Source organism: Polymorphobacter fuscus (assembly GCF_011927825.1).
Lineage (GTDB): Bacteria > Pseudomonadota > Alphaproteobacteria > Sphingomonadales > Sphingomonadaceae > Sandarakinorhabdus > Sandarakinorhabdus fusca.
The window spans coordinates 1,350,199-1,375,949 of the sequence record NZ_JAATJI010000001.1; the positions used below are offsets into that span (position 1 = coordinate 1,350,199).

Annotated in this window: 26 protein-coding genes; 4 read left to right on the forward strand and 22 right to left on the reverse strand. The window is 69.2% G+C overall.

The features are described from left to right. Nucleotides 1–9 precede the first annotated feature (9 nt). The 16 genes from GGQ62_RS06475 to GGQ62_RS06550 form a co-directional block, all read right to left on the reverse strand. Nucleotides 10–939: a cell division protein FtsQ/DivIB gene (locus tag GGQ62_RS06475; protein ID WP_152578852.1), complete on the reverse strand. Its 930-nt coding sequence runs from the start codon at nucleotides 937–939 to the stop codon at nucleotides 10–12. Further along, on the reverse strand, nucleotides 936–1,847 hold the full coding sequence (locus tag GGQ62_RS06480; protein WP_424022221.1) for a D-alanine--D-alanine ligase: 912 nt from the start codon (nucleotides 1,845–1,847) through the stop codon (nucleotides 936–938). Before GGQ62_RS06480 ends, GGQ62_RS06475 begins: the two co-directional genes overlap by 4 nt. Further along, nucleotides 1,844–2,755 carry a UDP-N-acetylmuramate dehydrogenase gene (gene murB / locus GGQ62_RS06485; RefSeq protein WP_152578854.1) on the reverse strand — a complete coding sequence of 304 codons (912 nt, stop codon included), beginning with the start codon at nucleotides 2,753–2,755 and terminating at the stop codon, nucleotides 1,844–1,846. The genes GGQ62_RS06480 and murB overlap by 4 nt, the downstream gene beginning before the upstream one ends. Then, on the reverse strand, nucleotides 2,752–4,179 hold the full coding sequence (gene murC / locus GGQ62_RS06490) for a UDP-N-acetylmuramate--L-alanine ligase (protein ID WP_152578855.1): 1,428 nt from the start codon (nucleotides 4,177–4,179) through the stop codon (nucleotides 2,752–2,754). Before murC ends, murB begins: the two co-directional genes overlap by 4 nt. Continuing rightward, nucleotides 4,176–5,288, reverse strand: coding sequence for an undecaprenyldiphospho-muramoylpentapeptide beta-N-acetylglucosaminyltransferase (gene murG, locus GGQ62_RS06495; RefSeq protein ID WP_152578856.1), 1,113 nt, complete (start codon nucleotides 5,286–5,288; stop codon nucleotides 4,176–4,178). The genes murC and murG overlap by 4 nt, the downstream gene beginning before the upstream one ends. Continuing rightward, on the reverse strand, nucleotides 5,285–6,469 hold the full coding sequence (locus GGQ62_RS06500) for a peptidoglycan glycosyltransferase FtsW (protein ID WP_152578857.1): 1,185 nt from the start codon (nucleotides 6,467–6,469) through the stop codon (nucleotides 5,285–5,287). Before GGQ62_RS06500 ends, murG begins: the two co-directional genes overlap by 4 nt. Beyond that, nucleotides 6,469–7,737 carry a UDP-N-acetylmuramoyl-L-alanine--D-glutamate ligase gene (murD, locus tag GGQ62_RS06505; RefSeq protein ID WP_152578858.1) on the reverse strand — a complete coding sequence of 423 codons (1,269 nt, stop codon included), beginning with the start codon at nucleotides 7,735–7,737 and terminating at the stop codon, nucleotides 6,469–6,471. The genes GGQ62_RS06500 and murD overlap by 1 nt, the downstream gene beginning before the upstream one ends. After that, nucleotides 7,734–8,807: a phospho-N-acetylmuramoyl-pentapeptide-transferase gene (mraY, locus tag GGQ62_RS06510; RefSeq protein WP_152578859.1), complete on the reverse strand. Its 1,074-nt coding sequence runs from the start codon at nucleotides 8,805–8,807 to the stop codon at nucleotides 7,734–7,736. Before mraY ends, murD begins: the two co-directional genes overlap by 4 nt. After that, entirely contained in the window at nucleotides 8,804–10,192 is a 1,389-nt protein-coding gene (locus tag GGQ62_RS06515) for a UDP-N-acetylmuramoyl-tripeptide--D-alanyl-D-alanine ligase (RefSeq protein WP_152578860.1), read from the reverse strand. The genes mraY and GGQ62_RS06515 overlap by 4 nt, the downstream gene beginning before the upstream one ends. After that, nucleotides 10,189–11,607 carry a UDP-N-acetylmuramoyl-L-alanyl-D-glutamate--2,6-diaminopimelate ligase gene (locus tag GGQ62_RS06520; RefSeq protein ID WP_152578861.1) on the reverse strand — a complete coding sequence of 473 codons (1,419 nt, stop codon included), beginning with the start codon at nucleotides 11,605–11,607 and terminating at the stop codon, nucleotides 10,189–10,191. Before GGQ62_RS06520 ends, GGQ62_RS06515 begins: the two co-directional genes overlap by 4 nt. 2 nt (nucleotides 11,608–11,609) lie before the next feature. Continuing rightward, a complete protein-coding gene (locus GGQ62_RS06525) occupies nucleotides 11,610–13,364 on the reverse strand; it encodes a peptidoglycan D,D-transpeptidase FtsI family protein (RefSeq protein WP_243446281.1) in 1,755 nt (584 codons plus the stop codon). A 6-nt stretch (nucleotides 13,365–13,370) separates the two neighbouring features. Then, a complete protein-coding gene (locus tag GGQ62_RS06530) occupies nucleotides 13,371–13,949 on the reverse strand; it encodes a hypothetical protein (protein WP_152578862.1) in 579 nt (192 codons plus the stop codon). After that, entirely contained in the window at nucleotides 13,946–14,878 is a 933-nt protein-coding gene (gene rsmH, locus GGQ62_RS06535; protein WP_152578863.1) for a 16S rRNA (cytosine(1402)-N(4))-methyltransferase RsmH, read from the reverse strand. Before rsmH ends, GGQ62_RS06530 begins: the two co-directional genes overlap by 4 nt. Beyond that, nucleotides 14,875–15,360: a division/cell wall cluster transcriptional repressor MraZ gene (locus tag GGQ62_RS16690; protein ID WP_152578864.1), complete on the reverse strand. Its 486-nt coding sequence runs from the start codon at nucleotides 15,358–15,360 to the stop codon at nucleotides 14,875–14,877. Before GGQ62_RS16690 ends, rsmH begins: the two co-directional genes overlap by 4 nt. A 364-nt stretch (nucleotides 15,361–15,724) precedes the next feature. Continuing rightward, entirely contained in the window at nucleotides 15,725–16,036 is a 312-nt protein-coding gene (locus tag GGQ62_RS06545; RefSeq protein ID WP_152578865.1) for a hypothetical protein, read from the reverse strand. A gap of 46 nt (nucleotides 16,037–16,082) precedes the next feature. Further along, nucleotides 16,083–17,072, reverse strand: coding sequence for a cysteine synthase A (locus tag GGQ62_RS06550; RefSeq protein ID WP_152578866.1), 990 nt, complete (start codon nucleotides 17,070–17,072; stop codon nucleotides 16,083–16,085). 16 nt (nucleotides 17,073–17,088) lie between these two features. On the opposite strand from GGQ62_RS06550, the gene GGQ62_RS06555 reads away from it, so the two are divergent. The 3 genes from GGQ62_RS06555 to GGQ62_RS06565 all read left to right on the forward strand — a co-directional run bounded on the left by GGQ62_RS06555 (nucleotide 17,089) and on the right by GGQ62_RS06565 (nucleotide 20,098). Then, entirely contained in the window at nucleotides 17,089–18,618 is a 1,530-nt protein-coding gene (locus GGQ62_RS06555) for an ABC transporter substrate-binding protein (protein ID WP_152578867.1), read from the forward strand. An 81-nt stretch (nucleotides 18,619–18,699) separates the two neighbouring features. Beyond that, nucleotides 18,700–19,131, forward strand: a complete 432-nt coding sequence (locus GGQ62_RS06560; RefSeq protein ID WP_152578868.1) for a DUF2147 domain-containing protein — start codon at nucleotides 18,700–18,702, stop codon at nucleotides 19,129–19,131. Nucleotides 19,132–19,204: 73 nt separating this feature from the next. After that, nucleotides 19,205–20,098 (forward strand): SDR family oxidoreductase, encoded by an 894-nt coding sequence (locus tag GGQ62_RS06565; RefSeq protein ID WP_207790539.1) that lies wholly within the window; start codon nucleotides 19,205–19,207, stop codon nucleotides 20,096–20,098. A 2-nt stretch (nucleotides 20,099–20,100) separates the two neighbouring features. On the opposite strand, the gene GGQ62_RS06570 is transcribed toward GGQ62_RS06565, so the two are convergent. Genes GGQ62_RS06570 through GGQ62_RS06595 form a run of 6 tightly spaced genes read right to left on the reverse strand, consistent with a single transcriptional unit; the run spans nucleotide 20,101 to nucleotide 25,026 of the window. Then, nucleotides 20,101–20,310: a ribbon-helix-helix domain-containing protein gene (locus GGQ62_RS06570; protein WP_152578869.1), complete on the reverse strand. Its 210-nt coding sequence runs from the start codon at nucleotides 20,308–20,310 to the stop codon at nucleotides 20,101–20,103. Then, nucleotides 20,307–20,528, reverse strand: a complete 222-nt coding sequence (locus GGQ62_RS06575) for a hypothetical protein (protein WP_167649506.1) — start codon at nucleotides 20,526–20,528, stop codon at nucleotides 20,307–20,309. The genes GGQ62_RS06570 and GGQ62_RS06575 overlap by 4 nt, the downstream gene beginning before the upstream one ends. An 11-nt stretch (nucleotides 20,529–20,539) precedes the next feature. Next, on the reverse strand, nucleotides 20,540–21,262 hold the full coding sequence (gene phbB, locus GGQ62_RS06580; protein ID WP_152578871.1) for an acetoacetyl-CoA reductase: 723 nt from the start codon (nucleotides 21,260–21,262) through the stop codon (nucleotides 20,540–20,542). 49 nt (nucleotides 21,263–21,311) lie between these two features. Then, the gene (hemH, locus tag GGQ62_RS06585) at nucleotides 21,312–22,349 is read right to left on the reverse strand and encodes a ferrochelatase (RefSeq protein WP_152578872.1); all 1,038 of its coding nucleotides are present in this window, start codon (nucleotides 22,347–22,349) and stop codon (nucleotides 21,312–21,314) included. Next, nucleotides 22,346–24,538, reverse strand: coding sequence for a xanthine dehydrogenase family protein molybdopterin-binding subunit (locus GGQ62_RS06590; protein WP_152578873.1), 2,193 nt, complete (start codon nucleotides 24,536–24,538; stop codon nucleotides 22,346–22,348). Before GGQ62_RS06590 ends, hemH begins: the two co-directional genes overlap by 4 nt. A 2-nt stretch (nucleotides 24,539–24,540) precedes the next feature. Continuing rightward, complete coding sequence (locus GGQ62_RS06595) at nucleotides 24,541–25,026, reverse strand: peroxiredoxin (protein ID WP_152578874.1); 486 nt, start codon at nucleotides 25,024–25,026, stop codon at nucleotides 24,541–24,543. A gap of 157 nt (nucleotides 25,027–25,183) precedes the next feature. Between GGQ62_RS06595 and GGQ62_RS06600 the strand changes: the two genes are divergently transcribed. Beyond that, nucleotides 25,184–25,747: a YqgE/AlgH family protein gene (locus GGQ62_RS06600; RefSeq protein ID WP_152578875.1), complete on the forward strand. Its 564-nt coding sequence runs from the start codon at nucleotides 25,184–25,186 to the stop codon at nucleotides 25,745–25,747. Nucleotides 25,748–25,751: the final 4 nt, after the last annotated feature.

The window sequence follows — 25,751 nt, forward strand, 5'->3', positions numbered from 1 at the left end:
GGGGGGGCGTCATATCGTCAACGGCTTTGCCTTGGCAGCCGCGGCCGCCTTTGCGGCCTTGGCATTGGCGTCGAGCGCATCCTTGACCGCCGCACCGCCGACAATCATGCGACCAGGCAGGCGCATGTCGAAGCGTTCGAAGCGACGGCCGAGCAGCCCGGACCCGTCCGCACCGCCTGCCGACCCCTGGTCGAGGCGGGCGAATGTCGCCAGGGCATGGCCGGCCGCCGCCGGCGTATCGGGCAGCGACAGCGTCTCCCCGGTCTTGAACTTCAGGTCCCAGCGGCGGCCGCCGACCAGCACCGCGGCATCGACCTTGGGCGCCAAAGTCGGCGCCGTTGCCGCCAGGGTCAGGAACTCGCGCACCCGGGTGTTGGCGCCGGGCCCGACCACGAGGGGCAGGTTGGCGAAACGTTCGAGCCGATCGTGCGTCAAGGTCACGCCGCTGATGTCGATCACCTGCAGGCGCCGGCGATGCTGCCACAGCGCCACCGGGCGGCGTTCGGTAATGGCAATGGCGAGCGTATCGGGAAGCCGGCGGCTGACGCTGGCGTCGGCCACCCAGGGCAGGTTGCGCAAACGGTCGCGAATGGCGCCGAGATCGCTGGTCAGCATGGCGTTGTCCCGACCCGGGAGTGCCGCCTGATAGACCGGCAACAGTGCCAGTTCGCGGGTGCCGGTGACTTCGACATGGCGGATTTCAAGGCCGGCAACCGCGCTCTGGCGGACGATTTCCTCGCCGGCGCGCGTCCAGACGCCCATCAGGCCGGCAACCACGATGCCCGCAAGCGCCGCCAGCACGCCGACGGTGATGGCGACGTTGCGGCGCAGGGCCGGCCGGCTGACCGGCAACGCGACGGTGGCCGGCCGCGGCGCCGGGCGCGCGACGGGTTTGCGTACTGGTGCCTTCGCACCGCGTTTGAGGACGGTCGTCGTCATTCGAGCGCCGCGTCGATCAGTCGTTGGACAAGCATTTCATACGAGATGCCGCGATATTTCGCCTGTTCGGGGACCAGGCTGAGCGGTGTCATTCCGGGCTGGGTATTGACCTCGAGCAGATAGAGCCCCGCCTCCCCCTGGTCCGGGTCCCAGCGGAAGTCCGATCGCGACGTGCCCTTGCAGCCGAGCGCGCGATGGGCAGCCAGCGCCATGTCGAGGCAGGCGGCGGTGATCTGTGCAGGCAGGTCGGCGGGGCATTGGTGCCGGGTCAGGCCATCGGTGTATTTGGCGTCATAATCGTAAAAGCCGGTCGTCGGGATCAGTTCGGTCACCGCCAGCGCTTCGTCGCCCAGGATGGCGACGGTCAGTTCCTTGCCGGCGATGAAGGGCTCGGCGAGCAGCGTCGCAAAGGCCTGCCAGGGGCCCGCGACAGCACGGCCGATGGGGTTGCCGTAATTGGAGGCATCGGTCACGATGGCGACGCCGACCGAGGACCCCTCGTTGACCGGCTTGAGGACATAGGGCCGCGGCAGCGGATCCTGCACAAACAGCGCTTCCGAGGCGACCATCACGCCTTCGGGCATGCGCACGCCCTGCGGCACCAGGATGCGCTTGGTCAGTTCCTTGTCGATGGCGATGGCCGAGGTGGTGACTCCGCTGTGGGTGTAGCGCAGCCCGAGAATGTCCATCAGCCCCTGGATGCTGCCGTCTTCCCCCGGTGTGCCGTGCAATGCGTTGAACACCACATCGGGTGCGGCCGCCGTCAACGCGGCGGCGACGTCGCGGTCCATGTCGATCTCGGTCACGTCATGGCCCAGGGCGCGGCAGGCGGCAGCAATGCCGCGACCCGATGTCAGCGACACTTCGCGTTCGGCGGACCAGCCGCCCATCAGCACCGCGACCTTCACAGCTTGACCCCTACCCGCTCGATTTCCCATTCCAGATCGACCCCCGACTGCGCCTTTACCCGGGCGCGGACTTCGTCGCCCAACGCCTCGATATCGGCGCTGGTGGCGTCGCCGGTGTTGATAAGGAAATTGGTGTGTTTTTCGCTGACCTGGGCGCCGCCGATCGTCAGCCCGCGGCACCCTGCGGCATCGACGAGCTGCCAGGCCTTGTGGCCCATGGGGTTCTTGAAGGTCGACCCGCCGGTGCGTGAACGCAGCGGCTGCGACGCTTCGCGTTCGGCGGCGATCCGGTCCATTTCGGCGCCGATGACCGCCTTGTCACCGGGCGTGCCGCGGAACAGCGCCTCGACGACGATATCGCCGGGGGGCAGTGCCGAATGGCGGTAGCGGAAGCCGAAATCGCCGGCGGGGAGCGTTTCGATGGTGCCGTCGCGGCGGACGACGGTGGCCTCGACAAGGATGTCGGCGACATCGCGGCCATAGGCGCCGGCGTTCATCCGCACCGCGCCGCCGGCCGTGCCGGGGATGCCGCGCAGGAATTCGAGGCCAGCCAGCGACGCATCGCGCGCGGCGCTGGCGACGGTGATGCCCATGGCGGCCGCACCGGCACGGATGTGCACGCCTTCGATCGCGACCCTGGCGAAGGATTTGGGCAGTCGGATGGTGACGCCGGGCAAGCCGCCGTCGCGGACGATCAGGTTGGAGCCGACGCCGACGGGAAACACCGGCACCGCCGGATCGAGCGCTGCGAGAAATTGCGCGAGGTCAGCGACGTCGCGCGGCCGCACCAGCCATTGCGCCGCGCCGCCGGTGCGGAACCAGATGAAATCGGCAAAGGACGCGTCGGGTTCGGTGCTGCCGGCAAGTGGCGGCAGCGCACGGGGCGACAAGACGTCCGCAGCCGTCATCCGTCGCGCGCCTTGCCGATGGCGTCGGCGAGGCCAGCCGCCCATTTGGTGATGTCGCCGGCGCCGAGACAGACGACAAGATCGCCGGGCTGGGCATCGATCGCCAGTTGGCGCGCCAGTTCGTCGGCGCCGGCGACGGCGCTGGCGGCGCGGTGGCCGGCGCCCTGCAGGCCCGACACCAGCGCGGCGGCATCGACGCCGTCGATCGCCGCTTCGCCGGCGGCATAGACCGGGGCGACATAGACCGCGTCGGCGTCGTTGAAGGCGCCCTGGAATTCGGCCATCAGGTCGCGCAGCCGCGTGAAACGGTGCGGCTGCACCACAGCGAGCACGCGGCCGACGCCGACGCCTTCGCGCGCTGCCGCCAGCACGGCGCGGATTTCCACGGGATGATGGCCGTAATCGTCGATGATCGTCACGCCGCCGGTCTCGCCGACCTTCGTGAAACGCCGCTTGACCCCGCCGAAGCGCGCGAAACCATCGCGGATGGCGTCGTCGCCGATGCCGAGCTCGACCGCCACCGCAACCGCCGCCAGCGCGTTCTGCACATTGTGACGGCCGGGCATCGGCAGCATCAGCGCCTCGATCCGCCGCGACCCGTCGCGCAGCCGCACCGTCACGTCGAAGCGGTTGCCGCCCGGCACCGGCGTCACATCATCGCCGCGCACATCGGCGGTGGCGGAAAAGCCATAGGTGATGATGCGGCGGTCGGGGACGCGCGACAGCAGCGCCTGCACTTCGGGGTGGTCGATGCACAGCACGCCGGCGCCGTAGAAGGGCACGGCGTTGACGAACTGGCGAAAGCCTTCGCGGACCTTGTCGAAATCCCCCCAATGGTCGAGATGTTCGGGGTCGATATTGGTGACGATGCCGATGGTGCCGCCCAGTCGCAGGAAGCTGCCGTCGCTTTCATCGGCTTCCACCACCATCCATTCGCCTTCGCCGAGCCGGGCGTTCGAACCATAGGTGTTGATGATGCCGCCGTTGATGACGGTGGGGTCGAGGTTGCCCGCATCGAGCAACGCCGCCACCATCGACGTCGTCGTCGTCTTGCCATGGGTGCCCGCCACCGCGACGCAGGACTTCAGCCGCATCAGCTCGGCGAGCATTTCGGCACGGCGCACGATCGGGATGCGCTTCGCCTGCGCCGCGACGACTTCGGGATTGTCGCGGCGGATCGCTGTCGAGGTGACGACCACGGCGGCGTCGGCCACATTGGCAGCGTCCTGGCCGATGAAGACCTTGATGCCCTTTTCGCGCAGCCCGGCGATGACATAGCCTTCGGCGCTGTCCGAGCCCTGCACGGTGAAGCCCAGGTTGGCCATCACTTCGGCGATGCCCGACATGCCGATGCCGCCGATGCCGATGAAGTGAATGATGCCGATATCGGTGCGGAAGCCCGAGGCTTTGCCGGCGACGTTCATGAGCGGGTTCCGGTGGGAGGAGGGTTGTCGCCGATGGCGATGACGAGGTCGGCGAGCCGCGCCGCCGCATCGGGGTGACCGACGCTGCGCGCGCCGGCGGCCGCAAGGCCGAGCGCTTTCGGGTGCCCGAGCCAGTCGGTCAAGGCCTGCGCGAGCCGTTCTGCGGTGAACTGCGGCTGGGGGATGACGACCGCCCCGCCGGCGGCGGCGAGCGCCCGGGCATTGTCGGTCTGATGGTCGTCGGTCGCGATCGGCAGCGGCACCAGAATCGCCGGACGGCCGGCGACGGCGAGTTCGGCCACCGTCGATGCCCCCGAACGGGCGATGACGACATGGGCAGCGGCGATGGCGCGCGGCAGATCGGGGAAATAGGCGCGGATGTCGGCGGCGACGCCGGCGCCGGCATAGGTGGCGCCGACCATCGCCGCATCCTCGTCGCGGCCCTGGTGGACGACATGGAGGCGGGCCCGCAGCGCCTCGGGCAGCAGCGCGACGGCGGCGGGGACGATGGTGTTGAGGATCGCGGCGCCCTGGCTGCCGCCGGTGACGAGCAGATGCAGATCGGCCGCATCGGCATCGAACGGCACGGCGCGGGCGGCGATGACATCGGCGCGCACCGGGTTGCCGGTCATCACCGTCTTGCCGGCCCAGCCGGCATCGAGCCGGCGGACGCTGGCATAGCTGGTGGCGATGCGGGCGACCCGCGGCGCCAGGAAGCGGTTGACGCGGCCGAGGACGGCGTTCTGTTCATGGACAAGGCTCGGCAGCCGCAGCGACAGCGCCGCCAGCAGCGACGGCAGCGCCGGATAGCCACCGAAGCCGATGATGGCGGCGGGCTTCAAATCGCGGAACAGTGCCCGCGCCGCGCTGCGGCCGCGCCAGATGCTCAGCGCCACGGCAGGCAATGTCTTCCACCCCGATCGCCCCGGCGAGCCGCTGTCGACGACGGTGCGCGGCACGCCGTCGAACAGGCCGGGAAAACGCAGGCCGCGGGCATCGGTGACCAGGTGCACGGCAGCCCCCCGGGCGCGCAATTCCTGCGCCAGCACATGCGCCGGCACCATGTGCCCGCCGGTGCCGCCCGCCGCGAGGACATAGAGCGCCGTCATGCGCGCCAGCGCTCGGCATAGGGCGAGGCATTGCGATAGGGGTTGCGCCGGGTGAGCGCCAGCAACAGCCCCATGCCCATGCACAGCGCCAGGAACGACGACCCGCCGTGGCTGATGAACGGCAGCGTCATGCCCTTGGACGGCAGCAGCTTGAGGTTGACCATCATGTTGATCGTCGCCTGCAGGCCGAACTGCGTGGCAAGGCCGGCGGCAGCGAGGAAGGCAAAGGGGTCTTCCTCGTCGAGCAGCAGGATGAAGGTGCGGACGACGATGGCGATGTAGAGCATGGCGATGACGAGGCAGGCGATCATGCCGAACTCCTCGCCGATCACCGAGAAGATGTAATCGGTCTGCGCCTCGGGCAGGCGGAACTTCATCTGCCCCTCGCCCGGACCGACACCGAACAGCCCGCCGGCGCGAAAGCAATCGAGCGCCTTGTCGATCTGGTAGGTGTCACCACCGCCGGTCAGGAACTTGTCGATGCGCGAGGCGACATGGTCGACGGTCAGATAGGCAAGGCCCATTCCGAGCGTCGCGACCGTCGCCAGCGCCACCAGCACCCAGATCGACATTCCGGCCAGCATTGCCTGCACCAGCCACACCGCCATGATCAGCGCCGTCTGGCCGAAGTCGGGCTGCTGGATCAACAGTGCGGCGACAACGATCACCAGGCCGAAGCTGAGCTGCATCGTCGGCAGGCTGCGATCTTCGAAACGCAGCGCCAGCAACCAGGCGGTGGTGACGATGAACAGCGGCTTGAAAAACTCCGACGGCTGGAACTGGAAGCTGCCGATCAGCAACCAGCGCTGCGCGCCGTTAGCGCCGGCACCGAAGAACGGCACCAGCATCAGGCAGACGAGCAGGACGACGGTGCCGACGATCGAAAAGCGCTTGGCCCAGGCAATCGGCAGCATCGACACGCCGAACATCACCGGCAGGCCGGCGACCACCCAGAAGATCTGGCGCTTGAGGAAAAACAGGTCCTCATATTTGAAGTTGCGGCCCGAAAGGCGCTGCGCCGCGGCCGGCGACGCCGCCGCCACCGCGATGATGCCGCAGGCGATAAGCACCAGCACCAGCGTGACGAGCAACTTGTCGACTGTCCAGAACCAGCGGCCGAGCGCGGTGCGATCGCCGCGCGAGAAGGTGGTTGCCGCCGGAGCCCAGGGACGCGATGCCATCAGAGGGCCTCCACCAGCGCGCGAAAGGCGTCGCCGCGTTGTTCGAAATCGCGAAACTGGTCGAAACTGGCGCAGGCCGGTGACAGCAGCACGGTGTCGCCGGCACGGGCGGCGGCAGTGGCAGCGGCAACGGCGGCGTCGAGCGTGCCCGCCATCACGACCGGCACGTGCGGTTGCAGGATGGGCGCGAACACCGGCGCGGCTTCCCCGATCAGATAGGCGGCAACAAGGCCGCCGAGGTGCGGCAGCACGGCATCGAGATCGGCACCCTTGGCACGGCCCCCGGCGATCCAGTGCGTGCGCGGAAAGGCCGCCAGCGCCGGCGCCGAGCTGTCGGGGTTGGTTGCCTTGCTGTCGTTGACATAAAGGACGCCGTTCCTGGTCGCGATCCGCTCCATGCGGTGGGCGAGACCGGGGTAGCTGGCAAGGCCGGCTGCGATCGCGTCCCCATCGAGCCCGAGCGCGGCGCAGGCGGCGGCCGCGGCGCGGGCGTTCTGCAGGTTGTGTGGCCCCTGCAGCGCCGGCCAGTCGGCCTGCGGCCCGATATCGACATCCTCGATGAAGGTGATGACCGGGTCCTCGGCGCCGTCCAGCACATCGAAATCGGCTTCGGCAAGGGCGCCGACGATGGCGGCGCGGCCGGGGGACTGCATGGCGAACAGCCGCGCCTTGGCGGCGACATAGGCGGCCATGCTACCGTGGCGGTCGAGATGATCGGGGGTGATGTTGAGCAGCACCGCGACGTCGCAATCGAGGCTGAAGGTCAGGTCGAGCTGATAGGATGACAGTTCGAGCACATAGACGCCGTGGTCCGGCAGCGGCTCCTGCGACAGGATCGGCAGACCGATGTTGCCCCCCATCCGCGCCGGCCGGCCCGCCGCGGTGAGGATATGATGGACCAGCGCGGTCGTCGTCGACTTGCCGTTGGTGCCGGTGATCCCGACGACCTTGTGCGGTGGCAGCGCGGCGCGCGCCTGGGCGAACAGTTCGATATCGCCGATCACCGGGATCGCGGCGGCCACAGCCTTGGCGAACAGCGGGGCATCATGGGGTACGCCGGGGGAGACGATGAGGGCGTCGAGGGCGGCAAGATCGGTATCGTGGAGGTTGGTGACGGTGCCGTCGAAGCGCGCGCGCGCCGCCTCGCCATCATCCCAGTTCAGCGTCGCCGCGCCCGATGCGGTCAGCGCCGCGACAGTGGCGACGCCGCTGCGGGCAAGGCCGAAGACGCCATAGGTTTTCCCGGCAAAGGCGGGGGCAGTGATCACCGCAGCTTCAACGTCGCCAGCCCGGCAAGGGCCAGCATGATCGAGATGATCCAGAAGCGGATGACCACGGTCGATTCCGCCCAGCCGAGCTGTTCGAAATGATGGTGGATCGGCGCCATGCGGAACACCCGCTTGCCGGTGGTCTTGAAGCTGACGACCTGGACGATGACGCTGACGGTTTCGAGAACGAACAGTCCGCCGATCACGACCAGCACGAGTTCATGGTTGGTGATGACGGCGATGCTGCCGAGCGCCCCGCCCAGGGCCAGGCTGCCGGTGTCGCCCATGAACACCGCCGCCGGCGGGGCATTGTACCAAAGGAACCCGAGGCAGGCGCCGATCAGCGCCGCACCGAACACCGCCAGTTCCCCCGACCCCGGCACATGATGGACCCCCAGATAATCGGCAAATCGGATGTTGCCGACCAGATAGGCGATGATCGCGAAGGCGGCGGCGGCGATCACCACCGGCATCGTCGCCAGCCCGTCGAGCCCGTCGGTCAGGTTCACCGCATTGCCGAAGCCGGTGACGATGAAGGCGGCGAACAGGATGTAGAACGGCCCCAGCGCCAGCCCGGCATCCTTGAGGAACGGCAGGTAGAGCGTCGTGCCGGTGCGGCTGGCGATCCAGGTGCAGGCCAGCCCGGCGATGAAGAATTCGAGCAGCAGCCGGGTCCGCCCCGACAGGCCGGCGTGGCTGCGCTTCGTCACCTTGTCGTAATCGTCCATGAAGCCGATGGCGCCGAAGCCCAGGGTGACGAGCAGCGCCGCCCAGACAAAGCCGTTGCCGAAGTCCATCCACAACAGCGTCGCGACCGTCAGCGCGATCAGGATCATCAGCCCGCCCATCGTCGGCGTGCCCTTCTTGGTCAGCAGATGCGACGCCGGGCCATCCTCGCGGATCGGCTGGCCCTTGCCCTGGCGGGTGCGCAGATAGCCGATGAAGCGCGGGCCGATGAGCAGCGCGATCACCAGCGACGTGACCAGCGCCCCCATCGACCGGAAGGTGATGTAGCGAAAGAGGTTGAACAGCCCGTCGAAGCCGATCCAGTTGGCAAGTGCATTGATCAACTGGCGTCCTCCCGGCCCTTGAGCGTCGCCACGACATCGCCAAGCCGCACGCTGTTCGAGCCTTTGACCAGCAGCACGTCATCGGCAGCCAGCAGGCGCTCGACCTCGGCGGTGGCCGCATCGGCGCTGGTGACGTGCAATATCTCTAGCTGGCGTGCCAGGGCTCCCGCCAGCGGTTTCATCTCGTTACCCACAAGAATTATGCATGAAACGCCGGCCGCCACTATATGTGGGGCCAGTTCGGCGTGAAAGCGATCGGACTGGTCGCCCAGTTCGCGCATCGCGCCCAGCACCGCAAGCCGGCGGCCGGCATGGCGCGGCACCACTTCGGCGAGCACCGCCAGCGACGCCGCCATCGACGCCGGATTGGCGTTGTAGCTTTCATCGATCAGCACGGCGCTGCCGCCGCGGGCCGCGACGCGCAACCGTTGCCCGCGCCCGGGCAGGTCGGTCAGTTCCGCCAGCGCCAGCCCGGCGAGCGCCAGATCGCCCCCGGCGGCAGCGACGGCGGCGAGCACTGCCAGGGCATTGCCGACCCAATGGCGGCCCGCCATGCCGACCTTGAAGGTCAGCCGCTGGTCGCCGACGCGTGCCGTGACGCATGAGCAATCGGGATGGAGCGCGACGCTTTCGGCCCGGACATCGGCGCCGGCGGCGATGCCGAAGCTGACGATATGGGCGGCATGGGGTTCGGCCGCGGCGCGCAGCCGGGCGTGGTGCGGGCTGTCGAAGGGGATGATCGCGGTGCCGCCGGGCTGCAGGCCGGTGAAGATTTCCGCCTTGGCATCGGCGATGGCGGCTTCATCGGCAAAATGTTCGATATGCGCCGACGCGATCCAGGTGACGACGGCGATGTCCGGACGCACCAGCGCCGCCAGCGCGGTCAATTCGCTTGCATGATTCATCCCCATCTCGAAGATGCCGAAGCGGGTCTCGCGCGGCATCCGCGCCAGGCTGAGGGGCACGCCGGTATGGTTGTTGTAGCTTTTGACCGAGGCATGGACGGTGTCGGGGGCGAAGCGGGTCAGCGCGGCGCGGATCGCTTCCTTGACTCCGGTCTTGCCGACCGACCCGGTGACGCCGATACGCCGTGCAGCGCTGCGGTCACGCGCCGCTTCGGCCAGCGCCGTAAGGGCCGCCGCCGGTTCCGCCACGCGCACATGCGGCGCGTCCGCGGGCTGGCTGACGAGCAGCCCGGCAGCGCCCCGTTCGAGCGCCTGTGGCACAAAGGCATGGCCATCCATGGCGGCGCCGGGCATGGCGACAAACAGTTCCCCGCCGATGATCTCCCGGCTGTCGAAGGCGACGCCGTTGGCGGTGAAGTCGCCATGGGCGGTGCCGCCGGTGGCGGCGGCAATTTCGGCGGCGGTCCAGAGCGGGGTCATGCCGCAGCCTCCCGCGCCACGGCGACATCATCGAACGGCAACACCCGGTCGCCGATGACCTGGCCCTGTTCATGGCCCTTGCCCGCCACCAGCACGACATCGTCGGACCCGGCATCGGCAATGGCGGCAGCGATCGCTTCGCGCCGGTCGGCGACTTCCCGGGCCGCGGGCGATGCCGCCAGGATGGCGGCGCGAATGGCACCGGGCGCTTCCGACCGGGGGTTGTCGTCGGTAACGATGACGCTGTCGGCGACCCGGGCTGCCATGGCGCCCATCAGCGGCCGCTTGCCGATGTCGCGGTCGCCGCCGGCACCGAAGACCAGGATCAGCCGGCCCCTGGTGTGCGGGCGCAGCGCGGCGGCCGCGGCCGCGATGGCGTCGGGCGTATGGGCGTAATCGACATAGACCGGCGCGCCGGCCCGGGTGATGACGGCGCGCTCCAGCCGGCCGCGCACCGGCCGCAGCCGCGCCAGATTGGCCAGCGTCGCCGCGGCATCGCCGCCGGTGGCGATGACGAGCCCGGCGGCCACGAGCGCATTGGCCGCCTGATAGGCGCCGATCAGCGGCAGTGCGATCATGTGGGTCCGGCCGTCCGCGACGATTTCCAGCGTCTGGCCGAGCGGAGTCGCGGTGCGCGCGACAAGCCGCAGGCTGTCCCCGCCGGTCCCGACCGTCAGCACGCGCAGCCCGCGCGCATTGGCCGCCGCGACCACGCGCGCCGACCAGTCGCCGTCGTCGGCCCAGACGACGGCAGCGCCACCAGCGTCGACGACTTCGGTGAAAAGCCGCAGCTTGGCGGCGAAATAGGCCTCCATCGTGCCATGATAATCGAGATGGTCGCGCGACAAATTGGTGAAGCCGGCGGCAGCGACCGGCAGGCCTTCGGTGCGAAACTGGTCGAGGCCGTGGCTGCTCGCTTCGAAGCTGGCGTGGCTGATGCCTTCGCGCTGCAACCCGGCCATGTTGGCGAGGAAAGTGACGACGTCGGGGGTGGTCAGGCCGGTCGTGACCTGGTCGGTCGCGGTGGTGACGCCCAGCGTGCCGATGCTGGCGGCGACATGTCCGGCCTGGTGCCACAACTGCCGGGTCAGTTCCGCCGTCGAGGTCTTGCCGTTGGTGCCGGTGACGGCGACGGTGACGGCGGGAAATGGCGCGAAGAACTTTGCCGCCAGCCGCGCGAACACGGCGCGCGGTTCATCGGCATGGATGGCGACGGCGCCGGCCACCGGCACGCCGGTGCGGGTCACGATCGCCACGGCGCCGGCGGCGATTGCGGCCGGGATAAAATCCTCGCCATTGACGCGGGCGCCGCGGAAGGCGCCGAACACCGTGCCGGGCGCAACCTTGCGGTGATCGAGGGCAAAGCCGGTCACCACGGCCTCGCCGCCTCCTTCGAAAAGGCCGCCGAGGCGCACCGCTATTCCTTCGGCATGTCGTTGGTATTGGCGAGCATGCTGCTGACGTCCATGTCTTTTTCGGGGTCGGGGCGGACGCCGAGGATCGGACCGATGCGCTCGACGATGCGGGTAATGGCCGGCGCCACGACCATGCCGGCGGTCTTGAAGCCGAAAGTCGACTTGCTGCCGCGCGGGTCATCGATCATCGCGACGACGACATAACGCGGCGCGTCCATCGGGAAGGCGGCGGCGAAGGTCGACACGTTCTGGCCGCGGACATAGCGGCCGTTCTCGATCTTTTCGGCCGTGCCGGTCTTGCCGCCGACGCGATAGCCCGGTGCATTGGCCTTGCGCCCGGTGCCGTTGGTCACCGTCAGCCGCAGCAGTGCGCGCATCGTATCCGATGTCGCCGAGGTGAAGACCCGGCGGCCCGCCGGCACTTCGCCCGGCGCGCGCTTGAGCAGCGTCGGGTCGCGATAGAGACCGCCGTTGACCAATGTCGCATAGGCATTGGCCAGGTGCAGCGGCGACACGGTAATGCCATGGCCGTAGGAGATGGTCATCAGCGCCAGGTCGCCCCAGTTCGACAGCGCCGGATATTGCGGGCGAGCCCGTTCGGGCAGTTCGACGGCGATCGGCTTGAAGAAGCCGAGCTGTTCGAGCATGGCGCGCTGGACATCGCGGCCGGCTTCCATGGCGATGCGGGCGGTGCCGATGTTCGACGAGTGGATGAAGATTTCCGGCACCGTCAGCCAGCGGTTGAGGGCATGGTCGTCATGGATGCGGAACCGCGCCACCTGGATCGGCCGGGTCGCATCATATTTCTGGTTCATCGACTTGATGGTGCCGGCGTTGAGCGCGCTGGCGATGGTCAGCGCCTTGAAGGTGCTGCCCAGTTCATAGCCGCCGAACGTCACCTTGTTGAAGCGGCTGCCGTCGTCGGTCTCGCGCGAATAGACGGTGCCGTCCTCGCGCTTGCCGGGCGAGTTGGGGTTGAAATCGGGCAATGAGGTCATCGCCAGGATCTCGCCGGTGTTGACGTCGAGCACCACGCCGGCCGCGCCCTTGGCGCGCTGGTCGATGTAGAGCGCGCGCAGTTCATGTTCCAGCGCCTGCTGGACGCGGACGTCGATGGACAGTGGCAGCGGCGTGCCGCGACTGTCCTTGTCGGACAGCCGCGCGTCGAGCGCCTTTTCCATGCCGACGGCACCGACGCCCGCATCGTCCGCATAGCCGATGACATGCGAGGCGAGGTTGTAGTTGGGATAGAGACGTTGCGCCTCGCGCACCAGGTTGATCGCGGGTTCGCCGAGCGCGTTGATGCGCTTGGCCTCCGATGGCAGCACGCTGCGCGACAGATAGCGGAAACTGCCCTTGTGGGTCAGTTCGGCATAGATGTCGGCCTCCGACTTTCCGGGCAGGATCGCAGCGATGCTGCGCGCCAGCACGCGCGGATCACCGGTCAGCTTGCGCGGCTCCACGGAGATCGCATAGCCTTCGTAGGTCCGAGCCAATTCGACCTTGTTGCGATCGACGATATCGGCGCGCGGCGGTGCGGCGCTGGAGGTGGAGCGCGCCGCGATCGGCGTCGCCTCGATCACCGACAGGTCGACCAGCCGCACCAGCAGCACTGCCGGCACCGCGACGAACAACAGCATGATGACGACCAGCCGCTGCCGCGCCAACGCCTGCGCCGCCTGCCGCTGCCCGGCGAGGCGGGCGGGCGGCACGGCAGCGCCGGCGAGCATCATCGGAGGCGTCAGCGGGGTGGCCATGCGGCGCTATTGCCCCCCGTCCTGCAACAGGTCGACGGGCGTGTGCGCCGGCGGCGCATCGGGGATGACGACGAGCGGCTGGGTGGCGCGCACCGGCGCCGGACGCCAGGCCGCGGCAACCAGGCGGGCCGCCGGTTCGACGCGGGCCGGTTCAGCGCGGGCAGTTTGGGTGCGGGCGGGTTCGGCGCGGGCCGGATCGGGGCGATAGGCGGCGCGGACGATCGGGGCGGCAACGCTCGGCGCTGTCGCCGGCACGGGCGCCGTCACGGCGTTGCGCACCGGTGCCTCGGCGGCGGGCAGCGGCACGAAACCCGCGAGTTGCACCGGGCTGCGCAGATACTGGCCGGCGGCGGGCGCCGACATCATCAGCACATTGTCGTTCCAGCGCTGCATTTCGGGCAGGCGCGCGCGGGTGCGAAGCTCGGCCTCCAGGTTGCGGATGTTGCGCGCGTCGGCGACCAGCGTGCGGCGCAGCTTTTCGACCTGCGCCCGTTCCGCGGACACCTTCAGGTTAACGGTGTAGCTGCCGACGATCACCGCGGTGGTGACCAGCAGCATCATGGCCGAACCGGCATAATGTCTCATGCGGACCTCGCTTGTGCAAAAGGGGTTGCCGTCCGCACCGCCGAACGCAGCGTGGCGGAGCGGGCGCGGGGATTGGCGGCAACTTCGGCGGGCGTAGCCCGCACCGCGCGGGCCGGCCGCTGGAACGCCGGCGCGGCGCGGGCGACGACGGGCATGTGGCGCGACCCGGACGGGGCACCGCCCGACCGGTCGCGCAGGAAGGTCTTGACCCGCCGGTCCTCGGCGGAATGAAAGCTCACCACCGCCAGCCGGCCACCGGGGCGGAGCAGCTGCTCCGCTGCCGCCAGCCCGGCATCGAGCTGCCCCAGTTCGTCGTTCACATGGATGCGCAGCGCCTGGAAGCTGCGCGTCGCCGCATCCTTGCCACCCGGCTGATGGCCGAGCACCGATCGCACCAGCCGCGCCAGTTCCGACGTGCGGGTCAGCGGCCGGTCGTTGACGATGGCGCGGGCGATGCGGCGGGCGCCGGGTTCATCGCCCAGGTGAAACAGCACATCGGCGATTTCGGCCTCGGTCGCGGTGTTGATGAAATCGGCCGCGGTCATCCCGTCCTGCGCCATGCGCATGTCGAGCGGGCCGTCCGACTGGAACGAAAAGCCGCGTTCCGGCCGGTCGATCTGCATCGACGAGACGCCGATATCGAAGGCGATGGCGTCGACCGCGTGGACGCCTTCGGCGGCAAGCCCGGCGACGAGGTCGGCGAAGGGCCGGTGGATCAGCGTCACATCGGGAGCGTCGGCAAGATCGGCATTGAGCGCCAGCGCGTCGGGGTCACGGTCGAACCCATAGCAATGGCCGGCGCCGGCCGCGCGGACAGCGCGCAGATAGCCGCCGGCGCCCAGCGTCGCATCGACGTAGAGGTCGCCCGGCCGGACGGCGAGCGCCGCCAGCGTTTCGGCAAGCAGCACGGGGGTGTGCGGCGCCGTCATGCCGGCGGGCCATCGATCGGCAGCTTGCGGGCCAGCAGTTCCTCGCGCAGCGTTTCCAGCGCGACTTCATCGGCATCGTCGGTAGCGAGATAGACCCAGGGGTCCCAGATCTCGAAATAGTCACCCAGGCCGATGAAAAAGGCATGGCCCTCGATCTTGCGCAGCCGCTTGAGCACCGGCGGCAGCACGACGCGGCCGGCATCATCGATGGTCAGCGGCACCATGCCGGAAAAGATCTGCGTCGCATCGCGGTCGCGCTCGCGACTGTTCTCGCTGGCGAAGCGGGCGCGGTGGTCGGCCATCAGCTGGTCGGGACGGTCGCGGTCGAAGCCGACGAGGCAGGTGGCGTTGCGCGACGGCGCCAGCCGCAGATCCTTGGTGGCGGTGCGCGCGAAGATCACCTGCCGATAGTCGGCCGGGATCGACAGGCGGTTCTTGCCGTCGATCGCGTTCAACGCGCAGCTGATGAAATAATCGGACACGCGAGACTTTGGCCTTCCACCCCGCAGTGGGCGGATGAACAGGCCTCAGATCGTTCCCAGTCCCCCGGTTGCGATCCTAGACTCACCCATGCGGCACGACCCCGCCCGACTGTGGACAAGGTCTAACATGGGATACCATGGTATTCAATGGCACTTGATGGTCCGCGACTGCGATTCATGGGGATATCCATGGGACAAGCCGGCGATTTCGGATCCGATATGGTAGTATTACTGTGCACATGCTCCTGTGGATAAGTCTGTGGTCAACCTCCGGACGGACCGGGGATCGGCGGGGGGAAGAGCTGGGGGCGCCGTGGGGACAGGCTTAGTGACGACAGGCAGAGTGGCGACAGGCGCCGGGGCGTCAGGGTTTCGCCGCGGTCCCGACCGGCGGCGTGCTCGCCCCGGGCGCCACACCGAGCACGGCCAGCGATTCCCCTTGCGGGTCCTGGGCTGCCGGGCGCGGCGGCGGGCGCAGGCCGGCCGCCACGATCATCACGATGAGGAAGATGGCACCCAGCCCGGTCAGGCCGAGGCGCATGCGCTCGCCGTTGCGCAGCGGCCGGTCGGGGGTTTCGGCCCGGCGCGTCTTTCGATGGGTCTTGCGGCGCAGCACTGCGGGGGGCGATTTCGGCAGCGACATTGCGGGCAAGCGCAGTCCTTCACGGTCAGCCATGCCGATGCCTATACGCCCCGGGCGCCCCGCTGCCAATATTGGCGCGTCAGCCGAGACCTTTGGCCGCCAGCCATTCGGGATTGAAGATCGTCGACAGGTACCGAAGGCCGCTGTCGCACAGGATGGTGACGATGACCTGGCCCGGCCCCATGTGCCGCGCCAGCCGCACCGCACCGGCGACATTGATGCCTGACGACAGCCCCAGGCACAGCCCCTCCTCCGCATTGAGACGCCGCACCCACGCCAGCCCTTCCGCATCGGAGATGCGGAACTGGGCGTCGACGGCAAGGCCGTCGAGGTTGGCAGTGATGCGGCTCTGGCCGATGCCTTCCGACACGCTCGACCCTTCGGCACGCAGCTCGCCATGGGCGAAGTAATTGTACAGCGCCGCGCCGTCCGGATCGGTCAGCGCGATCGCGATGTCGGGATTTTCGGCGCGCAGGCCGAGCGCCACCCCGGCGAGCGTGCCGCCGGTGCCGACGGCGCAGGTGAAGCCGGTGACGCGCCCTTGCGTCTGCGCCCAGATTTCGGGCGCCGTCGTCTTGATGTGCGCCATGCGGTTGGCGACATTGTCGAACTGGTTGGCCCAGATCGCGCCCGGGGTTTCCTCCGCGATCCGGCGCGAGGTGTGGACATAATGCGCAGGGTTGGAATAGGCGGCCGCCGGCACCAGCACCAGTTCGGCGCCCAGCGCCCGCAGCGTGTCCTGTTTCTCCCGGCTCTGCGTTTCCGGCATGACGATGATGGTGCGGTAGCCGCGAGCCGAAGCGACCACGGCCAGCCCGATGCCGGTGTTGCCGGCGGTGCCTTCCACAATGACGCCGCCGGGCTGCAGCAGCCCGCGCGCCTCCGCGTCCTCGATGATGCCGAGCGCGGCACGGTCCTTGACGCTGCCGCCGGGGTTGCGAAACTCGGCCTTGCCCAAAATCGTGCAGCCGGTTTCGGCGCTCGGTCCCTTCAGCGTGACGAGCGGCGTATTGCCGATCAGGGCGAGAATATCGGGGGCGATGGCGTCGGCAGGGGTCGGGTCTGACATGGCGTGGATGTAGGTGTTGGCAGCCACGCGGGCAAGGAAGCTCTGGTTTCCGACGGCACTGCCGGGCTATGGCTGGCCGATGACCGGCGGAAAACCAATGGCGCTGGCAGCGTTGCTGCTTGCCTCCTGCACGGCCCCGCAGGATGCGTCGCGGCTGACGACGACCGTGATCGGCACGCCCTGGAGCGGCGGGCTGGCGGCACGGCTGGAGGCGGAGGCGACGCAGCCGACGCTGATCGCGCACGACGGCAGCGGCGCCGTGGTCCCCGGCCTCGCATCCAGCTGGCGGTTCGTCGATGATGACCGCGCGCTGATCCTGCGCCTGCGGCCGATGAAATGGAGCGACGGCACCACGTTGACCGCCGGCGAGGTCGTGGCCGCCTTCGGGCGCGCGGCGAAGCGGCGTGAACCGGCGCTGGACCATGCCGGCGTCATCGGTGCAACGCCGCCGGGAAAGCTCGGGGTGCTGGCGCCGATCTCGCGCGTCGTGGAAATCCGGCTGACGACGCCATCGCCGCTGCTGCTCGGCTGGCTTGCCGATCCGTCGTTGGCCGTGACGCGCGCCGGGCCGGCGCCGACGCTCGCCGATTATCGCGCCGCCGGGCCGGCGACGCGCCGCACGCTGACGCGCCGCGACGGCGTCGCATCGGATGCCGCGCGCCCGGCGACAATCGTCATCGCCAGCGACCCTGACCCTGTTGCGGCCATCGCCAGCTTTTCGCGCGGCACCACCGATATCGTCATCGGCGACGGGCTGGCCGGGCTTGGCGAGGCGCGCACCGTGGCCCGGCCGCAGACGCTGCAGGTCGACGCGCTCTGGGGTGTCTATGGCTATGTCGCCAACGGCCTGAAGGGCCCGCTCAGCGACCCGCGGCTGCGGCTGGCGCTCGACCTCGCCACCGATCGCCAGGCGCTGGCGGCGCGCGTCGGGTTGGCTGCCATGGCCCCGGTGGACGGCCTGCTGCCGGCGTCGCTGCGCGCCACACCCGCCGCCCCGCCGGTGCTCGACATGGCCGGTCGGCGGCTGCTGGCCCGGCAGTTGCTGATGGCCGACCCCTTGCTGGGCGTGGGCACACGGCCGCCCTTGCGGCTGACGCTGCTGCTGCCGCCGGGCCATGACCACCGCGTCATCGCCGAACAGGTCGCCGCCGACTGGCAGGCGCTCGGCATCACGCTGGTGATTTCGCAAGCCGACGCCGCCACCATCGCCGACAAGGTGCGCCGCGGCCAGTTCGACCTGGCGCTGACCGAGGCGAGCCTGGCGGTGCCCGATGCCGCCGCGCTGCTGGCGCGCTGGCGTTGCGGGGCCGGGCCGTCGTGCAACGAGGCGGCCGATGCGCTGTTCGCCGCCGCCCGCGCCGCACCCCCGGCCGATCGCCCGGCGCTGCTCGCCGCCGCCGAGGCCAAATGGATGGAGGGGCCGCCGATGATACCGCTGCTCACCCCCTTGCGCTGGGCGCTGGTCTCGCCGCGCGTCGATGGCTGGAGCGCGAACCACGCCGGCAGCCACCCGCTCGCCCGGCTGGCGGTCAGCGCGCGGCGGTAGCTGACACGCCCGCGGCAATCCTGTATCCTGCCGTCGTTCGTAGCGGGGGAGCGCGGTGCCATGCGGATGTCCGGGGCGTTGATGATCTTGGTTTCGCTGGCGGCGACCGGCGCGGCGTTGGCGCAGTCTCCGGCGCGAAGCGCGGACCCGGCGGCGGCTGTCGCGCGACTGGCCGATGGCGCCTATCTCGGCACCTGGAAGAACCCGTCAGGATCCGTCCACATTCGTGCCGCGCGCTGCGGTGAGCAGGTGTGCGGGACGGTCGTCCACGCCAATGACAAGGCCAGGGCCGATGCTCGGCGCGGCGGCACCGACCCACTGATCGGGACGCAATTGTTCGAGGAATTTGCCGCGCGCGGTCCGCGGCAGTGGCGCGGGCGGGTGTTCGTCCCCGACATGAACCGCCGTGTCACCGGCACTGCGACGCTGATCGATGAAAACACCATCCGCGTCGAAGGCTGTGCCGCGCGCGTCGTCTGCCGGAACCAGGTCTGGACGCGCGTTCCGACCTGACGCTGCGCTTGCTGATAGTTGCCCCGCCCCGGCCACTGCCGCATTGATCGGCGGTTCGCGGGGAGATTCCACCATGCAGATGTTTGCCGATGGCCTGATGGCCGGCGAAAAGATCCTCGTCACCGGGGGCGGCACCGGGCTAGGCAAATCCATGGCGACGGCCTTTTCCGCCCTGGGCGCCGAAGTGGTGATCTGGGGCCGCCGCGGTGCGGTGCTGACCGAAGCCGCAGGCGACATCGCTGCCACCACCGGCGGCAAGGTGACGGCGATGGCGGTCGACATCCGCAACGGCGGCGCCATCGACGAGGCCATGGAATCGATTTTCGAATCGGGGCCGCTGACCGGGCTGGTCAACAATGCCGCCGGCAACTTCATCTCGCCGAGCGAGGACCTTTCGCCCAACGCCTTCAACGCCATCGCCTCGATCGTGGCGGCCGGCACCTTCAACACCACCATCGCTGCCGGCAAGCGCTGGATCGCCGGCGGCCTGAGGGGCAACATCCTGTCGATCGTCACCACCTGGGTATGGACCGGCGGCCCCTTCACCGTGCCCAGCGCCATGTCCAAGGCCGGGGTGGCGGTGATGACGCAGAGCCTGGCGCAGGAATGGGGACCCAAGGGCATCCGCGCCAACGCCATCGCGCCGGGCCCCTTCCCCACCAAGGGCGCGTGGGAACGGCTGATGCCGGCGCCGCTTGCCGCCAAGACCGGCGCCGGCACCGGCGCCGCCGGCATACCGATGGGGCGGATGGGGGAGCATCAGGAACTCGACAATCTCGCGGTGTTCCTGATGGCGCCGGGCTGCGCCTATCTGACCGGCGCGGTGATCGCGCTCGACGGCGGCCAGTGGCTGGCGTCGAACGGCAATTTCCACAGCCTGTCGGCGCTCGACCGCGGCGACTGGGACATGATCAAGGGCGCCATCCAGTCGACCAACGCCAAGGACCGCGCCGACCGCACGGCATAGCGTCAGCCGCGATTCGCCAGGGCCCGTTCGAACAGCCACACCCGCACCGCGCTCGACAAATTGGTGGTGCGCGCCTCGTCGATTTCGGCAACCAGCGCCGCCAGCGGCCGGCCCTCGGCCGCTGCCGCGGCCTGCAGCGCCTCCCAGAAGATCGGTTCCAGCGTCAGCGACGTCGCATGGCCGGCGATGGTCAGCGAATGCTTGACCGTCAATGCGGCGCCCGCACCTGCCGCATCGCCCAGCCGACCGCGACGATCACCGCGATGGCGACGGCGCCATGGCCGGCCCAGCCGGGCACGCCGCGCGCCGCCAGCCAGGGGTCGATGCCCAGCCTGATCCACGCCATCGCCGCCAGCGCCGCAACCAGCGCCGCGACGACGCCGAACAGCGCCGCCCACAGATACCAGAGCGAAGGTGCACCGCGCGTCATCGCCAATCCCATCAATACATGTGCTGGCCGCCGTTGATCGACAGTGTCGAGCCGTTGACGAAGCCGGCGTCCTCGCCGGTCAGGAACACCACGCCGCGCGCGATCTCGCTTGCCTGCCCCAGGCGGCCGGCCGGGATCTTGGCGACGATCTTTTCGAGCACATCGGCCGGCACGGCAGCGACCATGTCGGTATCGATATAGCCCGGCGCGATGGCGTTGACGGTGATGCCGAAGCGCGCGCCTTCCTGTGCCAGCGCCTTGGTGAAGCCATGGATGCCCGATTTGGCCGCGGCATAGTTGACCTGGCCATATTGGCCGGCCTGGCCATTGATGCTGCCGATGTTGACGATGCGGCCGAAGCCGCGTGATTTCATTCCGGCAAAGGTCGCCTTCGCCATGTTGAAACAGCCGCCCAGGTTGACGCGGATGACTTCGTCCCACGCTTCATGGCTCATCTTCATCAAGGTGCCGTCGCGGGTGATGCCGGCGTTGTTGACGACGATGTCGACCGGGCCGAGCGCGGCCTCCACCGTCTTGACGCCATCGAGGCAGGCCTGGTGGTCGCCGACATTCCATTTGAAGGCGGCAATGCCGGTGCGGTCGGTGAAGGCCTTGGCCTTGACATCGTCACCGCCGTAATTGGCAGCGACGGTGACGCCCTGTTGCTGCAACGCGAGGCAGATCGCCTCGCCGATACCGCGGGTGCCGCCGGTTACGATCGCGACGCGTGCCATTCAGTCATCTCCCCGCCCTGTTGTCCGGGCTGGGACCTACACTAGCGGCTCAAACCCAGCCTGCAAGTTCCCGTGCTAGCAAAGTCTTCAGCATTGCGACTCCGGTATCGCCGGCATTGAGGCATGGCAGATAGGCGAAATGGGTGCCGCCATGTTCCAGGAAGGTCTCGCGCCCCTCCATCGCCACTTCCTCGAGTGTTTCGAGGCAGTCGGCGGCAAAGCCCGGGCAGACGACGGCGATACGGTGGATGCCCTGGTCGGCAAGCGATTCGAGCGTCGCATCGGTATAGGGCTTCAACCACTCGGCCCGGCCGAAGCGCGACTGGAAGGTGACCTTGACCGGCGTCGTCAGCCCGTCGCGCATCAGCGCATCCTGCAACAGCCGGCCGGTCTTCTGGCATTGGCAGAAATAGGGGTCGCCGCGATCGAGCGTGCGTTGCGGCATGCCGTGAAAGCTGGTGACGATCAGCTGCGGCACGAAATCGAGCGCCGCCACGGCCGCGCGGACGCTGTCGGACAAGGCATCGATATGATCGGGATTGTCGTAATAGGGCGGCAGCGTGCGCAGCGCCGGCTGCCACCGCCAATCGGCGATGGCGGCGTTGGCGGCATCGACGACGGTGGCGTTGGTCGCGGCCGAATATTGCGGATACATCGGCGCCAGCAGGATGCGGTCGCAGCCCTGGTCCATTAGCGCCTTCAGCTGTTCGGGGATCGAGCGGGTGCCATAGCGCATCGCCCAGTCGACGATGACATCGGGACCGAAGGCGCCCTGCAGCGCCGTGGCCTGCGCGCGGGTGATGGCGGTGATCGGGGAGCCTTCGGGAGTCCACACCTTGGCATAATTCTGCGCCGTGGTGCGCGGCCGCAGGTTGAGGATGAGCAGCTTGAGGATCGGCTGCCACAGGAACGCCGGGATCTCAATGACTCGCTTGTCCGACAGGAATTCGCCGAGGAACCGCTTGACCGACGGCACATCGGGGGCGTCGGGCGACCCCAGGTTGACGATGAGCACGCCGACGCGGCCCGACCGCACCGGCGGGTGGTTGGCGGTGCGCAGCGAAGGCGCGGGGAAGACGCTGTTCATGCCGCCAGCGCCTGCGGGCGGACCAGCGGCAGGTCGCGATGGCGCCGGCCGGTGGCGGCAAACAGCGCATTGGCGACGGCCGGCGCGATCGGCGGCGTACCGGGTTCGCCGACCCCGCCGGGTGCCGCGTCGGACGCGATGATGATGACCTCGATGCGCGGCGCATCGGCCAGTGTCAGCACCGGCTGGCTGTCGAAATTGCGTTCGACCGCCATGCCATCGGCAAAGCTGGTGCGCCCGGTCAGGGCCGCCGACAACCCGTAGCAGATGCCGCTTTCGACCTGCGCGCGCACCGTGTCGGGGTTGATCGTGCGCCCGCAATCGATCGCTGCCCACACCCGCGGCACGCTGAAGCCTTCGGGCGTCACAACGACTTCGGCGACTTCGGCGACAATGCTGCCGAAACATTCGACCAGCGCCACGCCGCGCCCGATGCCCGGCGCCTGGCGGCCGAGCGGGCCACCTGCCTTCAGAACGGCGCGCAGCACCGCGGCATGGCGCGGGCGATCCTGCAGCATCCCCAGCCGGAACCGGCCCGGATCGGCATTGGCGGCACCGGCCAGTTCATCGATGAAACATTCGGTCACGAAGCCCGAAAAGCTGTTGCCGACCGACCGCCAGAACCCCAGCGGGACCGGGCAATCAGCGAGGCTGTGGGCGGCGCGAAAATTGGGGATGGCATAGGGCAGGTGCACCGATCCTTCGATGGCGGCGGCGCCGGTCTTGGGGTCCCCCGCCAGACGCGGCAGGTTGCGCGCCACCACGCTGGCGGCGACATCGGGCACCGCGACATGCCCGTCCCATGCCGTCACCCCCTGCGGACCGGCGGCGCCCTTCAGGCGTGCCGCGACCGCCGGACGCCACATGTCATGGCCGAAATCGTCTTCGCGCGCATAGATCAGCTGTACCGGCCGCCCGGCGGCGCGCGCGATCAGCGCCGCTGCGACGACCGCATCGGTTTCGATCTTGCGGCCGAAGGCGCCGCCGACCAGGGTCGGATAGATGGTAACCGCGCTGTCCTCGAACCCCAGCGCCCGCGCCACTGCCCAGTTGCTCAGTGTCGCCGATTGGGTGGGGGCCCAGACCTCGCATTTGCCGCCGTCGATGCGCGCCGTGGCCGTCATCGGTTCCAGCGCCGCATGGGCGAGGAAGGGCAGCGAATAATCGGCGGTGATGGCGCCCTGCCCCGACGCCGCGGCCACATCGCCGACGTCCTGCACGACGTCGCCGGGGGTCGCCAGCGCCGCCTTCAACCCGGCCTCGATCCACGGCCCGGCGGGCCTGGCGGTAGGCTTGTAGGCCGGCGTCACGCCGTCGAGCGCCGTCCTTGCGGCATACCAGCCATCGGCGACCACGGCGATAAAGTCCGGGCCTTCGACCAGCCGCGCCGTCGCCGGCAGCGCCTTGCGGTCGATGCCGGTGCGGACGGCACCGATCGGGTCGTGCCGGATGGCGGCATACATCATGCCGGGCAGGCGGACATCGGCACCGAAGCGTGCCGAACCATCGGTCTTCGATGGAATATCGAGGCGCAACAGCGGCTTGCCCGCCAGTTGCGGTGCGCTGCGCAGCGTCGGCGATGCCGGCGCATCCTCGGCAACGGCATCCTTTACGACATCGGCAAAGGCCAGCCGATTGGCCTTGTGGACGACGAAACCGCCCTGCGTGTCGCAATCCTGCCAATCGACACCCCAGCGGCGCGCCGCGGCACGGCAGAGCATCTCGCGCGCCGACGCACCGGCCGCGCGCAACGGCGCTTCGAAGCCGCGCACCGACGTGCTGCCGCCGGTGATCTGGAAATCGAAATATTCGATGACCTTGCCGCCGGCCCAGCCGGCGGCGCCGCGCACCACTGCCGGCATCCCGCCCAGGGTGTCGATCAGCATGCCGCGATTGCCGTAATCGGGGCCGAGCGGTGCGGGTTCGACGCCCACGGCATTCCAGTCCGCACCCAGTTCATCGGCGGCGATCTGCGCCAGCGCCGACCAGACGCCCTGCCCCATTTCGGCCTGGGGCACCGCGACGATGACGCGGCCATCGACGCCGATCTTCAGAAAGGCCCCGAGCGGCGTTTCGCCCTCCGCCACCGCCCAGTTGGTGGCGCGCGTCCGCGGCCACACCGCCCAGCCGATGGCAAGGCCGGTGCCCGCAGCAGCGGTAACCAACAGGGCGCGGCGCGTGACGGCCATGATTATTTGAGCTGGCTCATCAGATATTCGGCCGACGACACCGAAAACGCACCGGGTTCCTCGACGTGCAGTTGCAGGACGGTGCCGTCCTTGACCAGCATGGAGAAGCGCTGGCCGCGAATGCCCATGCCATATTTGCTGGCATCCATGGTCAGGCCAAGCGCGGTGGTGAATTCGGCGCTGCCATCGGCGAGCATCGTCACCGCCTCGCCGGCGTTCGCCGATTTGCCCCAGGCGCCCATGACAAAGGCGTCGTTGACCGACAGGCAGGCGATTTCATCGACGCCCTGCGCCTTGATCGCCTCGGCATTGCCGACGAAGCCCGGCAGATGCTTGGCCGAACACGTCGGCGTGAAGGCGCCGGGAACGGAAAACAGCGCCACGGTGCGGCCGCCGAAGAAGTCCGTCGTCGAAACAGGCTCGGGGCCGGCGTCGGTGACCTTGGTCAATGTCGCGGCGGGAATCGTGTCGCCTACCTTGATCGTCATGGTCCTTGGTCCTTTGTCTGGCGGGGGTTGCGCCCTGCCCGATAGCCTCCGCTGCCGCCAGCGTCCAGCACGGCGCCGCACGCCTGGCCAAGGCTGCGGCACCACGCACCGGCGGTCTTCGTTGCCGCAACCGGTACGGCATCGTATAGGTTCGCCGATGTCGCAGCCTCCCTATCTGTCCGGTCAACTGCTGCTGTCGATGCCCGGGATCGGCGATCCGCGCTTCGAACGCGTCGTCATCGCCATGTGCCTCCATGACGACGATGGCGCGCTCGGCATCGTCGCCAACAAGCCGTTCGGCGATCTGACCGTGCGCGATCTGATGGCCCAGCTCGATGTCGACCCGGGCGTCACGCCGGCCGAGACGCTGGTCATGGCCGGCGGCCCGGTGGAACCGTCGCGCGGCTTTGTCGTCCACAGCGCCGATTACCAGCGGCAGAGCACCATCTCCGTCGGTGACCGCTGGGGGCTGACCTCCACCATCGACATCCTGACCGACATTGCCGCGGGCAAGGGACCGCGGCGCTGGCTGTCGGCACTGGGCTATACCGGCTGGGGCGCCGGGCAGCTCGACACCGAAATGCTGCGCCATGGCTGGCAGGCGGCGCCGGGCGATGCCGACATCCTGTTCGACGTGCCGCGCGACGATCGCTGGGCGACGGCTTATGACCGGCTGGGAATCGCCGTCGGCCGGTTGAGCGCGGAGTCGGGGCGGGCGTAACCGC

What these genes read in the sequence shown, in the direction of transcription:
- hemH (WP_152578872.1), bottom strand. Translation starts at nt 22,349, where the DNA reads ATGAACAGCGTCTTCCCCGCGCCTTCGCTGCGCACCGCCAACCACCCG.
- rsmH (WP_152578863.1), bottom strand. Translation starts at nt 14,878, where the DNA reads ATGACGGCGCCGCACACCCCCGTGCTGCTTGCCGAAACGCTGGCGGCG.
- GGQ62_RS06595 (WP_152578874.1), bottom strand. Translation starts at nt 25,026, where the DNA reads ATGACGATCAAGGTAGGCGACACGATTCCCGCCGCGACATTGACCAAG.
- GGQ62_RS06525 (WP_243446281.1), bottom strand. Translation starts at nt 13,364, where the DNA reads ATGGCCACCCCGCTGACGCCTCCGATGATGCTCGCCGGCGCTGCCGTG.
- GGQ62_RS06515 (WP_152578860.1), bottom strand. Translation starts at nt 10,192, where the DNA reads ATGACCCCGCTCTGGACCGCCGCCGAAATTGCCGCCGCCACCGGCGGC.
- GGQ62_RS06550 (WP_152578866.1), bottom strand. Translation starts at nt 17,072, where the DNA reads ATGTCAGACCCGACCCCTGCCGACGCCATCGCCCCCGATATTCTCGCC.
- GGQ62_RS06575 (WP_167649506.1), bottom strand. Translation starts at nt 20,528, where the DNA reads ATGACGCGCGGTGCACCTTCGCTCTGGTATCTGTGGGCGGCGCTGTTC.
- murG (WP_152578856.1), bottom strand. Translation starts at nt 5,288, where the DNA reads ATGACGGCGCTCTATGTCCTCGCGGCGGGCGGCACCGGCGGGCACATG.
- GGQ62_RS06560 (WP_152578868.1), top strand. Translation starts at nt 18,700, where the DNA reads ATGATCTTGGTTTCGCTGGCGGCGACCGGCGCGGCGTTGGCGCAGTCT.
- GGQ62_RS06590 (WP_152578873.1), bottom strand. Translation starts at nt 24,538, where the DNA reads ATGGCCGTCACGCGCCGCGCCCTGTTGGTTACCGCTGCTGCGGGCACC.
- murC (WP_152578855.1), bottom strand. Translation starts at nt 4,179, where the DNA reads ATGAACGTCGCCGGCAAAGCCTCGGGCTTCCGCACCGATATCGGCATC.
- GGQ62_RS06530 (WP_152578862.1), bottom strand. Translation starts at nt 13,949, where the DNA reads ATGAGACATTATGCCGGTTCGGCCATGATGCTGCTGGTCACCACCGCG.
- murB (WP_152578854.1), bottom strand. Translation starts at nt 2,755, where the DNA reads ATGACGGCTGCGGACGTCTTGTCGCCCCGTGCGCTGCCGCCACTTGCC.
- GGQ62_RS06475 (WP_152578852.1), bottom strand. Translation starts at nt 939, where the DNA reads ATGACGACGACCGTCCTCAAACGCGGTGCGAAGGCACCAGTACGCAAA.
- GGQ62_RS06545 (WP_152578865.1), bottom strand. Translation starts at nt 16,036, where the DNA reads ATGGCTGACCGTGAAGGACTGCGCTTGCCCGCAATGTCGCTGCCGAAA.
- GGQ62_RS06600 (WP_152578875.1), top strand. Translation starts at nt 25,184, where the DNA reads ATGTCGCAGCCTCCCTATCTGTCCGGTCAACTGCTGCTGTCGATGCCC.
- GGQ62_RS06565 (WP_207790539.1), top strand. Translation starts at nt 19,205, where the DNA reads ATGCAGATGTTTGCCGATGGCCTGATGGCCGGCGAAAAGATCCTCGTC.
- phbB (WP_152578871.1), bottom strand. Translation starts at nt 21,262, where the DNA reads ATGGCACGCGTCGCGATCGTAACCGGCGGCACCCGCGGTATCGGCGAG.
- GGQ62_RS06500 (WP_152578857.1), bottom strand. Translation starts at nt 6,469, where the DNA reads ATGGCATCGCGTCCCTGGGCTCCGGCGGCAACCACCTTCTCGCGCGGC.